The sequence below is a fragment of the Vogesella margarita genome (assembly GCF_028548475.1).
GTDB classification, from domain to species: domain Bacteria; phylum Pseudomonadota; class Gammaproteobacteria; order Burkholderiales; family Chromobacteriaceae; genus Vogesella; species Vogesella margarita.
In genome coordinates this window covers 31,494-50,575 of the sequence record NZ_JAQQLE010000008.1, presented here as the reverse complement: position 1 = coordinate 50,575, position 19,082 = coordinate 31,494, and the positions used below count along the sequence as shown (strand labels likewise).

Genomic DNA, 19,082 nt, shown 5'->3' with positions numbered 1-19,082 from the left:
CTATTTTATCACAAAGTCATAATGTTATGCGATGGTCAATGGGGAGCCGTTCAACTGGACAAGTTGATAAGTGTATTTCGGCATAGCAACGCTAGAGGACTTCAGCGAATAATGGCAGCATCCTTGCCTGACAACTGCCACCAACGTATCTGGAAAACTGGATGCAAACCGAACAGCCAACGACCCACAGCGTACCGTACCCTCTCCAAGACGAACTAGCTCAAGGGCTGTTAGGGCGACTTGCCCGTCTCAACGGCCTATCGTCTTTCAACACTGTAAGCAAACTACTTACTGAATACAGCCATAGGGGAAATAGCATCCCACAACTATGGCAGCTCGCCGAAATATGTCGAATGGATTTCTTTATATTCACTGCCAACCATTCGATGCTTCCCATCCTTTCACCCTTAACTGAAAAAGACTGTAGTTTTGAAGAAATTCACAATCGCAATCAAAATATACTTTGCAATGGGCTGAGCATTCCAAAAAAACAGCTGCGCTGGTGCAAAACATGCTCACACTTGGATATTAAAAAGCGAGGATTCAGTTATTGGCGACGCCAACACCAGATTAATGGAGTAGATTGGTGCATAGAACATCAACATCCGTTGGTTTGTACATCCGTCGAATCAGCAATTCATTCCCCAGGACATACAACAACATATGGATTAGAAGAGTTGAATCAAACCATCATCACTGAAGAAACTAAATATCCAGCAATACAACGTCTGCAAAATATTATGTTAGGGTTGCTACATAGGCCCATCCCTATACGTTTTAGAGCTTGGTCTGAGGCTATTGCCAATAGAATCAGCTTACGAATTAGCATCAGTAAAGAAAAAATATTAGTCAGTAATCTTATCAGGGAGGCATTTCCAGCAACCTGGCTACTTAGGCACTTTCCCGATATTTCAGGCAAGGACCCTAAAACCCGTATCTCTGGAATTGATACTGCTTATATGGATATCTACAGAAAACACCTCTCCTCCTTGCGCTGCGCGGCAATTTTAGCGGTTTTGTTTGACTCTGCTGAACATGCCATGGAAGCATTGGAGGCTGCCGAAAGTAAGTAGCTGCTCTAGACTCGGTCGAGGTCCCGACAATCAGTGTATTGACTGCATTTCTTGCAGGTCAAAATTTGCATGAGGCTTGTGAGAAATTCGACGCCAATATTGAGAATATTGAAGTAAATTTGTGGCGGCGCATCAGAATGCAAACAGGTTTATTCTAAATAACCCCCCTTTTTTTAACACATTCAGAGCATCGATACGCTTCGCCCAACTACATACACTCTCATACCAACTGATTCAACTTGTGGTTTCTGACTGGCCTCACCAGGTTTTCTCAAATGGTAAGAATGCGCCCTAAGGCATTGATGGTACGCGGCCACCTCTCTGGAGAACGTATGGCCTTTTCGATTCTGGGAATTGATATTTTAAGTGCTTCCAATGTCCAACGCTGCTGAGCGGAGTTGCGATTAGCCAGCTTTTTCAGCGCAAGCGCCATGCGTCCGTCTGCATTCTCAATACGCATAGTGGAGTGGTTGCCATCAACACTTCTCCGTAACGAGCGAGAAGAAGCCTTAAGCCAGTCACGATCATTCCGATAGAGCCAAGCATAAGCTGCCGGCTGCAGGCGTCTTAGCGCCTTGCTCCCCATATAGACATGTAGGCCTGAAATCTGCTCCCAAGCATAGCGGGCAGCCGTGCGGCGTTGCTCATGTCTCACTATGTGCCAGTGCTCCTGTAACCCGGGAACCGTCCGGAGAACCCTGGTCACAGTGGCAATTGAAACGTTATATGCCAGCGCTACCGCTTCTTTATTTACCCCACTCTGTAATTCGATCACCATATGATCCCACATAGATGGGGACACCTTCTTAGGGCGTCGTGAAATTTCGCCCCCTTGGCGACTGACCCAGAATGCCATCGTCGCGTAGCTTACCTCGGCCTGCTTGGCGGCCGCAGTTAGGCTGAGACTCCCGCGACTCGCTTGAAGCACAATCAATTGCTGCTGTTCACTAGGCCCATAGGAAGGCGGCGTCACAGCCTCAGTTCTTAATCGATCTTCCTTCCCGTGAGCAACCTGCACTTCGGAATATGCCAAATGAAAATCAGCCAAATCATCAAACCAACTCGCTATCCAGAGTAGATACCGTAGGGGGTGAGTCAAAGCACGGCCGGACAGTAAGCGCAGGAGTTGACTCCGCAGTAGCTCAGGGTCTGACTGGTGGCTGAGTTCCGGCAAACAGACCATGTCCATTGCCATCCGAATCAGGACAGGTTCAACCATTGACCAACGGATGCGGCCCGTTGAATATGCCATGCCCCACGCGCGCAAGCGGTCTCTGACTGCTTGGCTAATCCGTGCTGGATCATCAAACTGACCAGGAACGCAATCGAGCAGCGCTGTGCTTAATGTACCCAACTTGAGTAGCCATGCTGTCTGGCCAGCGTTCAGCCCCTCCAAACATGGGACCGGCGCACAACAGCCCTGCGTTGGCAGCACCCATAAAAATCGGGCAGCCTGATCCAGCTTGAGTGGTGACACCTGTAACGGTTCGTGATGTCGTGGGCACAACCAGACACCTGGCAACTGGTGACTCCGCCGCCAGTATGCCCAGCCATGTAGGGCCAAATCCTCCCTAACGCATGATGCACAGGCCTTCAGTGGGTGTGCGGCCCCCAAGCCACTGGAGAGCAGTCCAAGCCGGTATTTAAGGTGTCCGATGCCCTGGCCACACAGAGCCTGTTCAGCCTGCCGCCCCAGAGCCTCCGGTCGGAATGGCAGGTAGAACGGCAACAAAGTACGTTGCTGGATGATTTCAGAAGCCGTTCCCAAAGCCCCCCTCGTTTCACGTACAAAAACACCCACCCGAGCAGGGAAATCATGGGCCGTTCCTGTCCGGTGATGACCGAAGAGCTGCAAGCAGGTATTTCGGTCTAGCCCATTGACGGTGAGCAGGTGGTACCGGCTGCACCAGCTGAACAAGGTTTCGCCCGGCAAAGGATCCTGCCAAACTGAAAACCCTTCAAACTCAGCTTGCCGTGTCATCACCACTGTCCTGTGGAGCCCGTGGTTGCTTGGTGACGGAATGAGAAGGCTTCAGGACATCGCGTAACACCTGCGCTCCCAAGTGCAACGACTGTGCTGTAACTGGCGTACGCTTCGGTAATCGCGTTACAGCAGCAGTTGTCCGCTCTTCGGATGGCTGGTTGGCGACTTCCCGTAAATCACGCAGCGTTGCTTTTGCACTCGCACTGATGGTGCTTTCAATCAACGCGGCAGGGACATCCGGTGGTGAGCACAACGTCTGTGGCTGTTGTGGAGCAGTGGGTTTCGCTACCTTGCCCGCTATCTGTACCTCAATGAATGGGCAGACCAAATCAGGGCGCTTTTCTGCCATCTGACTGGAGATTGACAGGGAGGCCAAGTCCTCGACATCCTTACGATGGCTGCTGTAAGCACGACTACCGTAGGCCAGTTTGACCTCCTCCAGGGTCACCACGTCCTTGTCTTGCGCCCGCGCCTCCCGATAGGCTTGGAGCAGTAACTGCCGCAATGCTCTGAACAGTCCTGCGGTGTAGTGGTGCAGGACCGCCGCATGGCTGACCGCATCAAGCCTGAAGGTATCTGATGACACGGCCAAGTATTCTCTAATCGCGTCGCTCCACCATTGGTCATCAGCTGCTGGCGGATCCAATACCATAGGAGCCGCCAGGAGGCGGTCTCTTTCCTCTTGCGGCCGTAGCATGAGCTTTTTGACCAGTGAGAAATTGGCCACATACACCAATGGCGGCCCCAAGTTGGCCAAAGTCATGATGAGATGAGAGGTCTTGGTACTGGCCGAACTACTTTGCGTAAAAAATTGCATCTCATCGACCACCAGTGTGCTGGTAGCCGTGGCCATGAACCAATCGCCCACATGTGCCATCAGGCCAGTCATCCCCGTCATTCTCCGTCCCGCCAATGCAACCGGATTGCTCATCCCTTGAAGAATCCCTACTACGGAGGGTTGACCATTGATCTTCACGTAACGCACGGGATAGAGCATTAAGCGCTGCCCCTCTGTCTGGAATTCGGCAGTTGGTTGCAACCGGCAAATGCGTTCAAATGCCTGGATCAAAGATGATTTGCTCACCCCAGCCAGTCCAGTCAAACAACGAATTGGTTGAGGGGCACTTGCTCCTTGCATATAAGAGCACCGCCGCCGGTTGTAATCTTTTACCGTCGGGTAACTGGAGCTGGCAAAGCCGCGTGCCTGCTCCAGTAGGCAGCGCAGTAGCTCCACATGCTGTGGACCAGGCACAAAGATAGCTTTCCAAGCTTGATCCAGCTTTTGACAGGCCTCTTCAACCGACAAGTGTGCCAAGTTCTGGACCAGAACACCGGGAAGGTATGCCGCGAGACGAATGGATTCGTCCGTATCAAACCGGTCGAACCAGCCCAGCCATTCATGCTGTTTGTAGCTCTCGGTCATTTCCGACCTCCAGCAGCACGTAGGTAATCCATGATTTCTTGGCGCTCTTTCACCGAATTCGCTTTGGAACGCCGAGAACGGCCCGATTTAAATGTCGCCTGATCAAAAACCTGACCCGTATGTTTCTCAAACACTGCTTCGTACCCGGATCTGGCCGCCATTCGGTGGGTTTTGAGCTCCAGCTTTGCATCCCGCCTGATTTGTTGCAGCTGCTCGATCTCCAGCACGGAGATATAGAGTTGCTCCTGGCCATCTCGGATTCCGAGCATTGCATCAACCCGAACCAGTTCGGTTCCGATCTCCACCCACAAATGACGTACACAGACACTCAGCATGTAGCCCTGAAGCGTATAGCGTCCCAAGTCATGGGCTTTTTGCAGGGCTCCTGAACGTTTGAGCGCATCCGACTCGAAACGAGCATCTTTGAAATACACCGCATCATCCCGAACAGTAAGCTCAATCGGGTCAAGGTAAGCCCGGACAGCCTCCTCAAACCGCATAGTGATTGCATGGCTTCTCCCCCGCCGGTCCAGGTAGCTCCATAGGGCAGCAGGCGTCGGGAATACTCGATCATTGAGTGCTTCGTTGTTGAGCCTATCCACAACGTCGGTGCAGTCGTTATCTTCTACCGCCCGCTGGATTTCCTGTACCGCTAACTGCGGAATGGTAAGCCGTGTTTCCTTATACTGTGGTTGACCCTCCTGCTTGACCGGTTTGGGATGCATTGTCTCCACCGAAGCTTTGGATTGCCCCGCTTGGCTTGGTGTCCCTTCCTTGATAAGAGGCATGTATGTCGCAATGACTGGATCGGCTTTTGCTGTGGAGCCCGGCCCCCGGTCATTGATAGGATAGGGAGAGATACCTATGCTGGGCCAATCTTCCGGTTGAAGTTCCAGCCCAAACAGGTTGGCAAATTGGACCTTATCGATAGCCGCACAAAACAGAGCCATGCGGTACGCCGCTGCCAGCTCTTCGCCAATTGAAAAACCAATACCGACAATCATTCCCGAGGCGATGCAGCGGATACGTACGACCCACAATGCTGGAAGATGGCTACCTGGCAGATAACCGATCGCCACCTGGTCGCAACAATAAGCATCCTGCTCGGTGCGCTCCATCAAGTTACCGACACTCTCGGCAAAACGGCCTTGCGAGTGCGTCATGCGATTGCGCACCCGCGCATGACCATACTTGTGGGTCTGTCGTGCATCCAGCGGAAACGCCTGTGCTACTCGGTAAGCAAACTGCCCCAGAGAGGGAAACGGCCGGCCTGCAGGATGGACGAAGGTCTTACGCCCTGTTGGATCGGTTTGTGGGACACAGCCGAATACCTTGGTGAGCGTTCGGCGGTAGATTTTGCTCAAGTGCTGCCCCGGCCCGGCAAACCGCCGATAGCCTTCCAGGATGCACTCAATCATCTCGGGATCATTGGTCCCATAGCCGTGATAGGCACCGTATATGCGCGATGGCCGGCCAAGTTTGCGCTCGCGACCCATGCGATCCCAGCGACCTATGCAATGCACAGCGTAATGCAGGGCCCAGCGACTGAAGCCGTAGCAGATATAGGCATAGAACGCTGTCCGGAGTCGGGTTTCGTTCTGGATCGGGCGACAAGCTCGGGCATGGGCATTAATCACCGCATCCGGTGACTCTGCAGCCAAGACCTGATCAAGGTTTTGAACCAATGGCCACAAGTGCAGCAAGATCCGATCAATTCGTTCCTCATGACTTTTCTTGCGCCCTGGCCGGGGCTGTGCGTAATGAGACAACTCATTGATGGACAGTCCAGTGAACCAGGGAGGCAATTCTTCCTGTGACTCACAGGGACCGATCAACCCGTCACTCAGCCCTTGTTCGAACCGATGACGCGACAAATAGTGCAGTACTGGCCTGAAAGCATCGGGGGATCCGGTCTCTACTGAAGTCATGGAAGCGGAAGCCTCAGCCCCACCAGAAGAAGAACCGACATCTTTAACTCGAGTCTTGGCCTTGCGCCTTATCGGCTTACTTCTAAACTCCAGCAGTAAAACACGTTCTCGCACCGCATCACTGCGCAACAAGTGATACACCACGCCCTTGCGCAGCACGTCAAAGCCCTCAGGCGCACATAATTGGGTTCCAGTGTGCATACGGCCTCCTCACTTGGGTCGCCGTGCAAAACGGTCAGAAAAGACTTGCAGGGGATCTTTGCGTAGAGGTCGGAGCTCTCTGTCGATAAAAATTGGCTCGTCCATCAGCTCGGCACGCACGTCGCGTCGCCAAAGAGCCCGATAGAAGCAAGCCTTGACGAGATCTAGCGACAGATCGTGACGGTGAACGATCGATAGCAATACATCCAGAGGCCTTTGCCCGAGCTGGATACTTGCCTGGAGGCGATCACAAATTTCGGCATAGATACCTGCGTCCACTTCCACAGCACGATGCTGGCCAATCAAGAGACTGCACAGGTTCTGGATGAGCAACGCAGGAAGATCACTTCGAACGATTCGAATCGTAGGTATCCCCGCATCGGCATAGTAAAGCGCCTCAATGGCATGACGGCTACGCTCTGCTATGCCGTCCGCGCGCGGGTTTCTACTCGGCCGATCTCGAACAGGTTTTTTTTCAAAGTCGTCAGCAAACGCCTTGATGGTCCAGTTAACACAGTAAGGACCGTCCTGATCCTGCAGGAACAGCAGGAAATCACCGATGAACGGTGCTGGCACTGGCACGCGCCCACTACCATCAGGATGATCCACTTTGATCCAGAGATGTCGCTCGACCATATCGAGCCGGTCGCATACATCGATGGTGCCCCGCAGAGGAGGCAAGTCCATTCCCACAGCTAATGGATGGCCACTCAGCGGATGGGGGCGGGGCTCGGTGGAAAGCATGCGCTGTTCCTGCAGCTCAAACAGCGCGGGGTGAAACAGCGCCAATAACAGTGCGTCACGTTCGACAGACGACAGCGTGTGGCAATATCGCCCCAATCGCTGCGACCAGACTTGGGCGAATCGGCTACGTGCAGGGGCTTCCTCACGGGTCGCTCGAATAGCTGGGTCATAGTGCGCGCCCCACTGTGTAGGATCCTGGCGACGTAAAACTTCCCGAAGTCGTGCCAGTGTCAAGTTGATGGCTTTGGCCATGGGTTATCCTTTCCTGCCAGCTGAGCAGGCATGAAAAATCAACAGGAAAAGGAAGCCCTTGACTCGTCCGAGAGGGGCGAGTACATTCAAATTGCTAATCAAATCCGGGGCTTCCCTCGGTACGAAACGCCGTTGAGTTCGCACCTCAATGGCGTTTTTGTTTTCGCAGCTACATAGCATCCTCCTTACAGAGCATCACCGTGCTCAGTACTGTCACTGACGATCCTTTGGCCATCGCGACTAACCTTCATTGGCAGAGCCGCCACATACTGAAACTCTCCTAACCTCCAGGGTTGCCCCCCACTTGTAGCTAGACACGTCTATCATCCTCAGGATGCTTATTTGCCTCATCCTGCTGCATGGCAGCATGCAGGATTGCAATCAGCTCGGCATTCATACTCCGAAAATGTGTAGCCGCTTTCGACCTCAGCCAATTCGCAACTAGCATCGGCAGTCGATACTGTGACCTGTAAATCTTATTGTCCATACGTTTTACTTCCTGCCTGCTGAACATACTATTACTCTGGCGCAGTTGCAATTTAGTGGCAACCCCAAAGCTAAATTAAATTTATTTGATATCAAAGTGATATCATTATTTAGAGAAAAGTAGGCACAACCATGAAAAACAATATCAAACCTTTTCCACTTAGGATCCCCATTAGCTTGTATGAGCAGTTAGAGGCTGTTTCAGCTAAAAATGGAAGGTCAGTCAATCATGAGATTTTGCATCGACTAGAGGAATCACTCCCTTTGGGGGCGCAAAGGAATGTCGCAGCAATGCAACGTGAGCGACAAAAAGCGGAGCTAGCACTCACATTTGAAGTGTGGCAGCAAGATGTACGCTGGCCGCACGATGAGAGAAATGCGATCAGAGAGTACTGCCGACGCTATAAAGCAGCTGACCTTGCACAGGAGGAGGGAGAGGTTGAACGCGTTGCAGGGTTCGATGAAGTAGAACCATGGCACTTGAGCGGCATTCTTTTGGCTTTTCGTTGGTACGCCAGTCAGTCAGTACATGTTCAAAAATTTATAGACCCACTACGCCCGCAAAAGCTTGCACCTGAGCACAGTAAACGTAAGCTCGTGCTAGCTTATCTACATTGGTGTAGTACCACCTCTTCACAGCCGATGGCAGAGGAATCCGTGATGACATTCTGCGATAGATACAACAATAGCGAAGAAAATCTAATATTCGATATACAAGAGATTGCCGCAGGCTACTTATACGACCTTCTTAATGAATGGTTTTGTAATTTTCCTGTAATGGCAGCAGAAATATCTAGGATTGCAGAGTTCAAACGTGAATTACTAAAAGAAATGCATGAAGAGCAGCTTAAAAAGCTACAAGGAATCGAGGACGAAATAAATAAAACAAACGAATACACAACAAAAAAATAGCCACAACCTCCGACTAGGGAGTGAAGGCATCAGGAAAGACTGGGCGATGCGGCAAGAAAAAAGGTCGCCATGCTGGACGACCCGTTGGGATGAGCTCATCAGGGTTCGCTAGTTTTGCTTACTGAGGCGGGTTTTCGGCCGAAGCGGCCATTTTCTTTGGTCCGGGCTTCGGCTGCTTTCTCTTTGGAAGCCGCCGTGCATGTGTCTATACATGTTTGAGTGCGATTCACATCGACCTAGGCTTTGATCTCGAACGGAGCCAAGTCGAAGGCACGGGAGGCTTCAGTCACCATGCTCTTGTCCTGAATGATCTCTATCGCCTAGCGAACACGAGTCTACTTGTCTGTCAAGGTACGATACATCATGCGAATGTGCTAAAATTTTCATCATCGACAAAGAACAGAAGTTCTCCAGAAGCTTCTTCTGCTTGGTTCGTGCACGTTGAGAAGTCTTGATCTTTGATGTCATTTCGGTGGAGAGATAGCGATCATTCCCTGTCTCCCGTAGATTAAGATTTGATAATGTAAAAACTGGTTCGTTTTTTCCCTAATTGCCGTGTGAAAGGCTATGGTAATCATGCAGATTGAGCGCGCAACTCTTATCCCTGGGACAGAACAATGTCTTGGAGAAGGAAACAGCAAGCCATTCCGGGCTCAAGTCCGTTTATCAACGGGGGGAATCGCAACTGTCATCTGCAAGCGACTTGAACAGCACAAGATAGCCGCAGAGTGTTTCGCATCGCTCGTATTACGGGGATGGGGTATTTCAACGCCAGCCCCCTGTATTGTGCTTGCAGGGAGTGAAATTCTATATGGCTCACAGGATGCAGCTTACCCTAACCTCAAGCAGCGGTTAGGTTGGAGTGAGCATCTACCAGACCAGTACAAAGAAAAGCTGATCGTAGCAGCAGCTACCTTGCTAGCCAGTTGGTCCCAAACTGGGGTCGTTGTCGCAGCTGATGAGGCGATTCACAATGTGGATCGTCATATTGGCCAGGTCTTATGGGATGGAGGGGAGCCTGTGTGGGTAGATCACGACCAGTCTCTCGGGGTTTCTGACCTCCCAGACGGTAATAAGCTAGCTTTACTGCTTGGTGCTTGTGGCTTACACAACCAGGTCCAGACTAGTGCAGTTTCGCATGCACTTACGTTATCTGATAACGGTCTACTTGACGCGGCAGAGAGCGCTGCTGCGGCTGGCACTTACCAATTTGCTGAATTTGTCGCCAATAGGCTTCCATCTCTTGCATCACGAGTTGTTGCCCGTTTTCCTCAACCGAATGACTTGTTTGCGGGCCTGCAATGAAAGCCACTATTTTTCCCTTATTTTGGGAGCCTGTTGCTGGCACTGGAGAACGGTTAACAGCCGCCGCCATTATTTCAATGAATGGCGAGTCGACAGGACACATTCTTATCAGAGATGATGTACTGAATGCCATGTATGGCGAAGCTGCTGGCAAGCTGAAAACACTCTTTAGTGCTGCAATAGAAACTTACTTACAACTCATACCTCTTGCTGCCGTCGAACTACCCCCACTTATGGGGTTGGCACCTGGAAGAACCATTGAGACTGATGTCATGGATCGCAATGAGGCTCTTCGAATTTCCGCGCTGATGTACTCGAGTTTGGCAAATTTGGATGCATTAGATAGCGATAGTGAGGACCTAAGCTCCAATCAAGCGGAAGGAAACAAAAGATTTGCAACTCAGGTCCGGGAACAGGTAGTGGCCCGATATCCTGAACTTGATACATATTTTAATCGTACGGCTATACTCCTGAATGGTGGCGAGCCCGTCCGTTTTGGTTTCTCGTCCCCGAAAGCAATTTTACATTTTGGCATGTTGCACCCAGTTCGGCAGCCTTCAAGTGTCCGTGATGCACGTGCGAAGCTATGGGAACTTGCCCGTGCCAAAGATATTTCAGGGGTTACCTTGGCAGGGCTGATTATGGCTGTCCCCCCGGATACTGATCCAACGTTGGGAGATAAGCAACGTACCGCGTTGAAACGAAACCTAGATGAGATTGAGCGTGAGGCTGACAGTGTATCAATGAGGCTCTGGCCAGCCTCTAGCACTGCGACAGCAGCAGATAAGCTATGCGAGCTAGTGATTTGAAAAATAATTGGGTAGTCTACCTACAAGTTTAGGGGCAGTTTACATGAGCATTGCCTGTTTAACTGCCAGCCCAATTGAGGAGGGGGAGAATGACCGCTGAGGAGTATTTGGCAGACGCACAAATGATGATAAAGATGGCAGGCAAAGAAATTGCCGCGGACATGAGTGATCAGGGGGTAATTGCAGCAACCACGTTCTTCTCTCTCGGGGTTGAGCGCCTGCTAAAATTCATCCTTGCCGATGTGAACCCAGTTTTCGTGTTGAGCAACGGGGATTTCAAGAATGCTGCCCCTTGCTTATACAAGCACAAGTTCGTTAACGACGATCAGCACAAAGTGACGTCAAGCCAGCCGGACCATGATGTGGTCTCATTTAGGCTTGCCCTGCAACGAGCGCTGCTTTTCTCAAATGGGGTGAAGAACAACAGCCAGCTTTTGTACACCCTGGCCAACCATCGGGACATTCTGGCTCATCGCCCTTTGTCTGAATTGAATATCCCCAAGGCCAAACGCCTCCTCGCAAAAGATGCCTACAAGTTGTTGAACGATATTTGCTCCGAGCGCGCCATGCCGACAAATGGGTTTTTCGGAGAAAACAATCACCGTCTACAAATTTTGAGCAACAGACTGCAAAGAGAGGAAGTAATTACTCAAGAGATGACGGCACGGCTTGAACAGCATCGTGCTATTTGGGTTGAACGTTCTTCGAAGCCGGGGTTTGTCAGCCAGGCCGAGCATCAAACAGCAACATTGCTGCAACGGTCTGGTCAGGATTTCAGTTATGAGTCGATTGACTGCCCAGCATGCGCTCAGCAGGCCGTAGCAAGAATAGAGCCTGACTACGATTACGATCCGGCCGAGAGGATCTCTTTTGTGACGGGTGTTTTTGTCGACAGCATCAACTGCTACTTCTGCGATCTGACACTAACGGATTATGAAGAGTTGAACTATGTTGATGCCAACTCGATTCTTCATAGTGACTGACCATGCCAATCCTTAAGCGACAAAACAGAAGCACCATGCAGACTCTGGTAAGACTGGCCGACTATGCCGGTTGAAGCTGGCCATTAATAGCTACTGGCGCTAATTGTGGCCGCCAGAGAATCCGAAGTGCATCCTTATGCGGAGCTCCACATAAGGCCGAACTGCTGACGTGCCTTCAGCTCTGGAGAAAGTGGCCGGTCTGTGGCCAGAGCCGGTCAATTTTCATTGAGATCATCACCGACCGCTCAGGCCGACCTGCTGCCTTCCCATCTGGAGCAGCGGCAGGCCGTCGGCCAATCCAGTCATTGGCCCATAGGTCAGTGTCAGGCTGCAATTTGGTGCTTACTTGTCTTTCAGTGTCTGACTGCTTCGAACAGGGCACTACGGCATCGAGCGATTTAACTCCTATCCTGAGCAAACACCTTTGGTTTATTGTAATGTCTTAAATTCGGCGTGGAAAGCGATGCTCCGGCCGGCTACGTCTGAGCAATGATCGAGTGCACCGTATGGTGTGTGTTTTCAGCTAACAGAACTTGAGGACTCGCATGTACTTTTCCGGACTGCATCGCGCAATAAGAGACCTAGAAGAGAAGAAATTCTACGATATCGCACTACTATTTTTATCTTGTAAGGGCTACCAAGACCTTGCCATCATCGACGGAACTGGTGACGGTGGGCGAGACGTAACTTGTAGTTGGGGGCACCTTCGGATTCAGTTGAGCGTTCAGACGAAATGGGAAGCAAAGATCAACAAAGAGGCCGAAGCAACAAGGCTTGCAGGCAAAAAGCACTTCATTTATGTCACGAATCGAAGGGTTCGTGACAATGAATGGGAGGGATTTTTGCAGTCTCGGTATAAGCTGCACGGCGTTGTAGAGGTGACGCTTTTTGATCTTGATCGCATCGCTACAGCACTTGCACTCCCAGGGAGAATAGAAACTGCATACGAACGGCTTGGTTTCGTCATAAACAGGAAGTTGTCGGCGACCCCGCAGGAAGTCGCCCTAAGCAATACTTTGCTTTTCTCCAAGGAAGCGAAGGAGCTTCGTGACAACGTACTTGAGTCCAAACTAAAGTCTCATCTGTTCGCTGCGCCTGGCGCAACTGAAGCGGAGTTGCTCGGCAACATCACAAAGTCATACGAAAACCCTAATATCGCAGGTCCCGCCAATCGCGCTTTACAGCGACTTCGCACTTCCCGTGAGGTTGAAGCACGAGAAGGTCTCTTATATCTCAACGATAGTGCAGAAGCCGAGATCAGAGCCGCAATGGAAGATTTCTTGCAAGCCAAAAGTATCGACCTTAAGGGTATCTGCGAGAAATACAATTTAGCTGAACCAGTTGCTGATTCATTGATTTCAACGGCAGTGGAAATTCTCGCGAGACGCGGCGACTTCGAGGGTGACAAAGCGCATGAAGTCAATCTGAATCAAATTATCGCGGAGAATAGGCTCGGCCCTAGAAAGCCAGAGCTCTATCAAGACCTATCGCGCTTGACGTGCGCCAGGATTGCTCTTTATGGAGAGGCAATCGATCACGTCTTCAGTACAGACACATTTGATATTTTTCGCGTCCTCGGTCAATCCACCGAGATCACTGTGTTGCTCGATTCAAGTGTGGCGATGCCTCTTCTGTTTGGCCTCAGCTTCGCTAAGGCTAACTCGCGCTATGGCGTTGGCGCTTCCGCATTGCACGAACTATGCAAATCGCACAATATATCCATAAAGGTTCCCCAACCATATTTGAATGAGATAGCAAGCCACGGCAAAAAGGCAATCGAGTATTTAGCCATATATGACTTAATTGGTGAAGAGCCAAAAAATGTGTTGCGATCATCTGGCAATGCCTACATAAGTCACTATAGCCACATTCGTGATATCCCTGAGTTTTCCGGCAAGCTTAGCTTGAAGCAATTCCTTAAATATTTCGGAATCACTGAAGAAGCTGGATCATGGTCCATAGAGAACCGCATACAAAGCCTACTGGAGAGCTTCGGTATCGGGGTTGTATCCACGCCCGCGAGGGCAGAGGACATTCGAGAAAAGATAGCCCTCATGAAAAAGAACGATCCTCCAATCATCATCGACCATGATGCGTCCGTATGTACCTATTTAAAGCAGAAGACTGATGCAGGCTTCATTTTTGCGACGTGGGACTATGCACTTACAGCAATTGTCGAGAATATGAGCCGAATTTACGCTGACACACCCAGTCGCGTCGTAGATTTCTTGTCTATGTCTGGAAGTGCGGGGTACGAATCGGAAACGTCATTTAGTCTTTTGGACTCATTGATTTACTGTGATGAGCGTAAAACTGAAGCGCTTGCTCGTAGAATTGAAGCAATCCGTAGTTCCGAGCTTGCTTTCGAGTTACAGCAATTTTCCGATGAAGCACGTCGCACAAAGGGGGCGAATATTGATACGCACGAATTGCTGGAGCCATTCTTCTCGGATCGTATGCTATCAGGTGACCTCGCCCAACTGACCGCAACAGGCACGGAGCCGACGTAACCCAGCTATAGTAGCTGTCATCCGACGTCTCAAAATGGCAATGACCGGTCTGTATTCAGAACCGGCCATTTCCCATTGACGATGTCCCGGCAGCTTTGGCCGAAAAGCACTCTCCACACATGAGATCACCTCAGGTGCCTCGGCACGTCCGCCAGCTGAAAAAATAGAAGGGGCCAGCGGCCCCTTCTATTTGGTCAGACTCCGACGAACTTTATTCGGATCCGACGAACTTTATTCGGTGTAGTCACAGCTGCGGCCAACCTTTATTCCACGGTGACCGATTTTGCGAGGTTGCGTGGCTTATCCACGTCGGTACCGCGTGCCAGCGCGACGTGGTAGGCCAGCAGTTGCACCGGGATGGAGTGCACGATGGGGCTGAGGATGCCGACGTGGCGCGGGGTGCGGATCACGTGCACGCCGTCGGACTCGCTGAAGTGGCTGTCGGCATCGGCAAACACGAACAGCTCGCCGCCGCGGGCGCGCACTTCCTGCATATTGGATTTCACCTTCTCCAGCAGCGCGTCGTTGGGGGCGATCACCACTACCGGCATATTCTCGTCCACCAGTGCCAGCGGGCCGTGCTTGAGTTCACCAGCCGGGTAGGCTTCGGCGTGGATGTAGGAGATTTCCTTCAGCTTCAGCGCGCCTTCCAGCGCAATCGGGTAGTGCAGGCCACGACCGAGGAACAGTGCGTCGTTCTTGGCGGCGAACTGCTGCGACCAGGCGGTGATCTGCGGCTCCAGGTTCAGCGCGTGCTGCACGCTGCCCGGCAGACGGCGCAGTTCTTCCAGGTACTGTGCTTCCTGCTCGGCCGTTACGCGGCCGCGCACCTTGCCCAGGGTAACGGCCAGCGCGAACAGGCTGACCAGCTGGGTGGTAAAGGCCTTGGTGGAGGCGACGCCGATCTCGGCACCGGCACGGGTGTAGAACACCAGGTCGGATGCACGCGGAATGGCGGATTCGCGCACGTTGCAGATCGACAGTGCATGCTGGTGGCCCAGGCTGCGCGCGTATTTCAGCGCTTCCATGGTGTCCAGCGTCTCGCCGGATTGCGAGATGGTCACCACCAGGTGCTGCGGGTCGGCAAAGGCTGCGCGGTAGCGGTATTCGCTGGCGATTTCCACATCGCACACCACGCCGGCGATGCTTTCGATCCAGTACTTGGCGGTCAGACCAGCGTAGTAGCTGGTGCCGCAGGCCAGAATCTTCACGCCGGTGAGTGCCGGCAGCACGTTGGCCGCAGCGGCACCGAACAGCTCCGGCACAAAGCCGTCATCCAGCACCACTTCGATGGTGTCGGACAGTGCCTTGGGCTGTTCGTGGATTTCCTTCTGCATGAAGTGGCTGTACGGGCCCAGTTCCAGCGAAGCCAGCGATACGTCGGACACGTGCACCTTACGCTCTACAGGCTGATCGTCCTTATCGATCAGCTTTACGCCGTCACGAGTGAGGTGGCCGATGTCGCCCTCCTCCAGGAACAACACACGGCGCGTGGCGGTCAGGATGGCGGAAACGTCGGAAGCGATGAAGTTCTCGCCCTCCCCCAGGCCGATCAGCAGCGGGCAACCCATGCGCGCGCATACCAGCTCGTCCGGGCGATCCAGCGCGATGACGCCGATGGCGTAGGCGCCAGTCAGCTCGCGGGTGGCCTTGTGCACGGCACGGAACAGGTCTTTTTCCTGCAGGTAGTACTGGTGCACCAGGTGAGCGATCACCTCGGTGTCGGTCTGCGATTCGAACACGTAGCCGGCGGCTTTCAGTTCGGCACGCTTCTCTTCGTGGTTTTCGATGATGCCGTTATGCACCACGGCGATCAGCCCGTGCGACACATGCGGATGCGCATTGTATTCGGTCACGCCACCATGCGTGGCCCAACGGGTGTGGCCGATGCCAAGCTGGCCCTGCACGTTGTCGGCCTGTGCCGCAGCCTCCATTTCCGCCACGCGGCCAACCCGGCGCACGCGGGTGATCTGGCTGCCGGCGTGCACGGCAATGCCGGAAGAGTCATAGCCGCGGTATTCCAGGCGCTTGAGGCCTTCTACCAGTACGGAAACGATATTACGGTTGGCGATGGCGCCGACGATGCCGCACATGCTTTATCTCCTAACAGAATCTGTTTGCATTAGGTTTTGCGATGGGGCGCAGATCAGTGTCACCCCCTTGGCTTGAATACTGGCCTGGGCTTCCGGCGACAAGGCGTCGTCGGTCACCAGGGTCTGGATGCGCTCCCACGGCAGCTCCAGGTTGGGAATGCGGCGTCCGATCTTGTCAGACACCACCATCACCACCACTTCGCGCGCCACCTCGGCCATGACCCGCGACAGCCCCACCAGCTCGTTGAAGGTGGTGGTGCCACGTGCCAGATCGATGCCATCGGCACCGATGAACAGCTGATCGAAATCGTAGGAGCGCAGTACCTGCTCGGCCACCTGCCCCTGGAACGATTCGGAATGCGGGTCCCAGGTGCCGCCAGTCATCAGCAGCGTGGGTTCGTTTTCCAGCTCGCGCAGCGCACCGGCCACGTTCAGCGAGTTGGTCATCACGATCAGCCCGCGCTTGTGGCCCAGCAGCGGAATCATCGCACTGGTAGTGGTGCCGCTGTCGATGATGATGCGGTTGTGGTCGCGGATGCGCTCAGCAGCGGCGCGGGCAATGGCGAGCTTTCGTTGCGAAACCTTCAGCGGATCGCCGGTGTTGACCATTTCCGCCGGCAGCGACACCGCACCGCCGTAGCGGCGCAGCAGCAGACCACCGGTTTCCAGCAGCGCCAGATCCTTGCGGATGGTCACTTCGGAGGTGGCAAAGCTGCGGGTCAGCTCATCAACGCTGACTTCACCGCGCTCCTGCACCAGGGCAACGATAGCATGACGACGCTGCTGGGTATTTCGCTTGGTCATACAATGTTTCGTTTCGAAAGTTTTTCGAAATATATCAGCGAAAGTCACACAAAACAAGCGCCTTGCGGCCAGGCCCGACACCACATCGGCTTGCGGCCAACCTTGTCGCCTCGTACGCATGAAAAAACCGCCTTGCCGGATGGCCAAGGCGGTTTTCTGCTGCACGGAAACGCGTCAGTTTTTCTTCTGCGGACGCTGCCAGCCCGGCACCGTCAGCTGCTTGGCACGTGCCACGGTCAGCTGGCCGGCGGGGGCGGTCTTGGTGAGCACCGAGCCGGCGCCGATGGTGGCGCCCTCTTCCAGCGTCACCGGCGCGACCATCAGCGTGCCGGAGCCGACGAACACGCCGTCGCCGATCACGGTGCGATACTTGTTGACGCCGTCGTAGTTGCAGGTCACCGAGCCGGCACCGACATTGACCTTGCTGCCGATGTCGGCGTCGCCGATGTAGGTGAGGTGGTTGACCTTGGAGCCTTCGCCCACGGTCGCCTTCTTGATCTCGACAAAGTTGCCGACGTGCACGTGTGCGGCCAACCTTGCGCCCGGGCGCAGGCGGGCGTACGGCCCGATGCGGCAGCCTTCGCCCACCACCGCGTCTTCCAGGTGCGAATACGGCGCGATGCGGGTACCGGCGGCGACGGTGACGTTCTTCAGCACGCAGTAGGCGCCGATCTGCACCTTATCACCCAGGCTTACCTGGCCTTCGAACACGCAGCCGACATCGATACTGACGTCCATGCCGTGCTGCAGCTCGCCGCGCACGTCGATGCGCGCCGGATCGGCGAGGGTGACGCCGGCGGTGAGTAGCGCCCGTGCCTGGTTCAGCTGCAGCTGGCGCTCCAGCTCGGCCAGCTGCCACTTGTTGTTGACACCGGCGGCCTCCCACGAGGCGGCCACGGTGACGCCGGGCACCGCCAGGCCGTCGGCCACCGCCAGACCAATGACGTCGGTCAGGTAGTACTCGCCCTGCGCGTTGCCGTTCTTCAGCGCGCCGAGCCAGCCGTCGAGGCGCTCGTTGGGCAGCACCAGCATGCCGGTATTGATTTCGCGGATCGCCTTCTGCTGCGGGTTGCAGTCCTTGTCTTCCACGATGGCGACGATGTCGCCGGCGGCATTGCGCACGATGCGGCCGTAACCACTGGCATCCGGCAACACGTCGACCAGCAGCGCCATGCCCTGCTCCGCCGCGGCCAGCAATTGCTGCAGGGTCGCCAGCGTGGTCAGCGGCACGTCGCCGTACAGCACCAGCGTGCGGCCAACCTTGGGCAGGTGCGGCAGCGCCATCTTCAGCGCGTGGCCGGTGCCCAGCTGCTCGGCCTGCAACGCCCAGGCGATGTCCGGATCCTGGATCTGCTCGCGCACCTGTTCGCCGCCGTGACCGTACACCACCACGATCTTGGCCGGCTGCAACTGGCGGGCGGTCGCAATCACGCGCGCCAGCATCGGTTGGCCGCCGATCGGGTGCAATACCTTGGGCAAGGCCGAGTACATACGCTTGCCTTTGCCGGCAGCCAGAATGACAACGCTGAGAGAGTCCATGAACAGTCCAGATAATGACAATTGCGAGGCGGTGAT

15 protein-coding genes are annotated in these 19,082 nt (G+C 53.8%); 7 read left to right on the top strand and 8 right to left on the bottom strand.

What is annotated here, in order from left to right:
- Positions 1–161: 161 nt before the first annotated feature.
- On the top strand, positions 162–1,073 hold the full coding sequence (locus PQU96_RS09805) for a TniQ family protein (protein WP_272772161.1): 912 nt from the start codon (positions 162–164) through the stop codon (positions 1,071–1,073).
- A gap of 271 nt (positions 1,074–1,344) precedes the next feature.
- On the opposite strand, the gene PQU96_RS09800 is transcribed toward PQU96_RS09805, so the two are convergent.
- The 5 genes from PQU96_RS09800 to PQU96_RS15960 all read right to left on the bottom strand — a co-directional run bounded on the left by PQU96_RS09800 (position 1,345) and on the right by PQU96_RS15960 (position 8,053).
- The gene (locus tag PQU96_RS09800; RefSeq protein ID WP_272772159.1) at positions 1,345–3,054 is read right to left on the bottom strand and encodes a TnsD family Tn7-like transposition protein; all 1,710 of its coding nucleotides are present in this window, start codon (positions 3,052–3,054) and stop codon (positions 1,345–1,347) included.
- Positions 3,038–4,480: a hypothetical protein gene (locus tag PQU96_RS09795; protein WP_272772158.1), complete on the bottom strand. Its 1,443-nt coding sequence runs from the start codon at positions 4,478–4,480 to the stop codon at positions 3,038–3,040. The genes PQU96_RS09800 and PQU96_RS09795 overlap by 17 nt, the downstream gene beginning before the upstream one ends.
- Positions 4,477–6,609, bottom strand: a complete 2,133-nt coding sequence (locus PQU96_RS09790) for a TnsB C-terminal domain-containing protein (RefSeq protein ID WP_272772157.1) — start codon at positions 6,607–6,609, stop codon at positions 4,477–4,479. Before PQU96_RS09790 ends, PQU96_RS09795 begins: the two co-directional genes overlap by 4 nt.
- Positions 6,610–6,618: 9 nt before the next feature.
- A complete protein-coding gene (locus PQU96_RS09785) occupies positions 6,619–7,605 on the bottom strand; it encodes a PDDEXK family nuclease (RefSeq protein WP_272772156.1) in 987 nt (328 codons plus the stop codon).
- Positions 7,606–7,915: 310 nt separating this feature from the next.
- On the bottom strand, positions 7,916–8,053 hold the full coding sequence (locus PQU96_RS15960) for a FitA-like ribbon-helix-helix domain-containing protein (RefSeq protein ID WP_373316289.1): 138 nt from the start codon (positions 8,051–8,053) through the stop codon (positions 7,916–7,918).
- A gap of 170 nt (positions 8,054–8,223) precedes the next feature.
- Between PQU96_RS15960 and PQU96_RS09780 the strand changes: the two genes are divergently transcribed.
- From PQU96_RS09780 to PQU96_RS09760, 6 genes are all read left to right on the top strand, one after another.
- Entirely contained in the window at positions 8,224–9,003 is a 780-nt protein-coding gene (locus PQU96_RS09780) for an Arc family DNA-binding protein (protein ID WP_272772155.1), read from the top strand.
- Between the two features lie 46 nt (positions 9,004–9,049).
- The gene (locus PQU96_RS15930) at positions 9,050–9,115 is read left to right on the top strand and encodes a DUF4113 domain-containing protein (protein WP_308446624.1); all 66 of its coding nucleotides are present in this window, start codon (positions 9,050–9,052) and stop codon (positions 9,113–9,115) included.
- A 455-nt stretch (positions 9,116–9,570) separates the two neighbouring features.
- Positions 9,571–10,308, top strand: a complete 738-nt coding sequence (locus PQU96_RS09775; RefSeq protein ID WP_272772154.1) for a hypothetical protein — start codon at positions 9,571–9,573, stop codon at positions 10,306–10,308.
- Complete coding sequence (locus tag PQU96_RS09770; RefSeq protein WP_272772153.1) at positions 10,305–11,117, top strand: hypothetical protein; 813 nt, start codon at positions 10,305–10,307, stop codon at positions 11,115–11,117. The genes PQU96_RS09775 and PQU96_RS09770 overlap by 4 nt, the downstream gene beginning before the upstream one ends.
- Before the next feature lie 89 nt (positions 11,118–11,206).
- A complete protein-coding gene (locus tag PQU96_RS09765; protein WP_272772152.1) occupies positions 11,207–12,100 on the top strand; it encodes a hypothetical protein in 894 nt (297 codons plus the stop codon).
- Positions 12,101–12,645: 545 nt separating this feature from the next.
- Positions 12,646–14,610, top strand: coding sequence for a hypothetical protein (locus PQU96_RS09760; protein ID WP_272772151.1), 1,965 nt, complete (start codon positions 12,646–12,648; stop codon positions 14,608–14,610).
- 263 nt (positions 14,611–14,873) lie between these two features.
- Here PQU96_RS09760 and glmS read toward each other — a convergent pair whose 3' ends face one another.
- The 3 genes from glmS to glmU form a co-directional block, all read right to left on the bottom strand.
- Positions 14,874–16,703, bottom strand: a complete 1,830-nt coding sequence (gene glmS, locus PQU96_RS09755; protein ID WP_272772150.1) for a glutamine--fructose-6-phosphate transaminase (isomerizing) — start codon at positions 16,701–16,703, stop codon at positions 14,874–14,876.
- 3 nt (positions 16,704–16,706) lie between these two features.
- Positions 16,707–17,507 carry a DeoR/GlpR family DNA-binding transcription regulator gene (locus PQU96_RS09750; protein ID WP_272772148.1) on the bottom strand — a complete coding sequence of 267 codons (801 nt, stop codon included), beginning with the start codon at positions 17,505–17,507 and terminating at the stop codon, positions 16,707–16,709.
- Between the two features lie 174 nt (positions 17,508–17,681).
- A complete protein-coding gene (gene glmU, locus PQU96_RS09745) occupies positions 17,682–19,046 on the bottom strand; it encodes a bifunctional UDP-N-acetylglucosamine diphosphorylase/glucosamine-1-phosphate N-acetyltransferase GlmU (protein WP_272772147.1) in 1,365 nt (454 codons plus the stop codon).
- Between the last annotated feature and the right edge of the window lie 36 nt (positions 19,047–19,082).

Bases quoted from the DNA above. Each gene is read 5' to 3' on its own strand.
- PQU96_RS09750 (WP_272772148.1), bottom strand. From the start codon at position 17,507: ATGACCAAGCGAAATACCCAGCAGCGTCGTCATGCTATCGTTGCCCTG.
- PQU96_RS09785 (WP_272772156.1), bottom strand. From the start codon at position 7,605: ATGGCCAAAGCCATCAACTTGACACTGGCACGACTTCGGGAAGTTTTA.
- PQU96_RS09790 (WP_272772157.1), bottom strand. From the start codon at position 6,609: ATGCACACTGGAACCCAATTATGTGCGCCTGAGGGCTTTGACGTGCTG.
- PQU96_RS09800 (WP_272772159.1), bottom strand. From the start codon at position 3,054: ATGACACGGCAAGCTGAGTTTGAAGGGTTTTCAGTTTGGCAGGATCCT.
- PQU96_RS09795 (WP_272772158.1), bottom strand. From the start codon at position 4,480: ATGACCGAGAGCTACAAACAGCATGAATGGCTGGGCTGGTTCGACCGG.
- glmS (WP_272772150.1), bottom strand. From the start codon at position 16,703: ATGTGCGGCATCGTCGGCGCCATCGCCAACCGTAATATCGTTTCCGTA.
- PQU96_RS09780 (WP_272772155.1), top strand. From the start codon at position 8,224: ATGAAAAACAATATCAAACCTTTTCCACTTAGGATCCCCATTAGCTTG.
- PQU96_RS09805 (WP_272772161.1), top strand. From the start codon at position 162: ATGCAAACCGAACAGCCAACGACCCACAGCGTACCGTACCCTCTCCAA.
- PQU96_RS15960 (WP_373316289.1), bottom strand. From the start codon at position 8,053: ATGCTAGTTGCGAATTGGCTGAGGTCGAAAGCGGCTACACATTTTCGG.
- glmU (WP_272772147.1), bottom strand. From the start codon at position 19,046: ATGGACTCTCTCAGCGTTGTCATTCTGGCTGCCGGCAAAGGCAAGCGT.
- PQU96_RS09775 (WP_272772154.1), top strand. From the start codon at position 9,571: ATGGTAATCATGCAGATTGAGCGCGCAACTCTTATCCCTGGGACAGAA.
- PQU96_RS09760 (WP_272772151.1), top strand. From the start codon at position 12,646: ATGTACTTTTCCGGACTGCATCGCGCAATAAGAGACCTAGAAGAGAAG.
- PQU96_RS09770 (WP_272772153.1), top strand. From the start codon at position 10,305: ATGAAAGCCACTATTTTTCCCTTATTTTGGGAGCCTGTTGCTGGCACT.
- PQU96_RS09765 (WP_272772152.1), top strand. From the start codon at position 11,207: ATGACCGCTGAGGAGTATTTGGCAGACGCACAAATGATGATAAAGATG.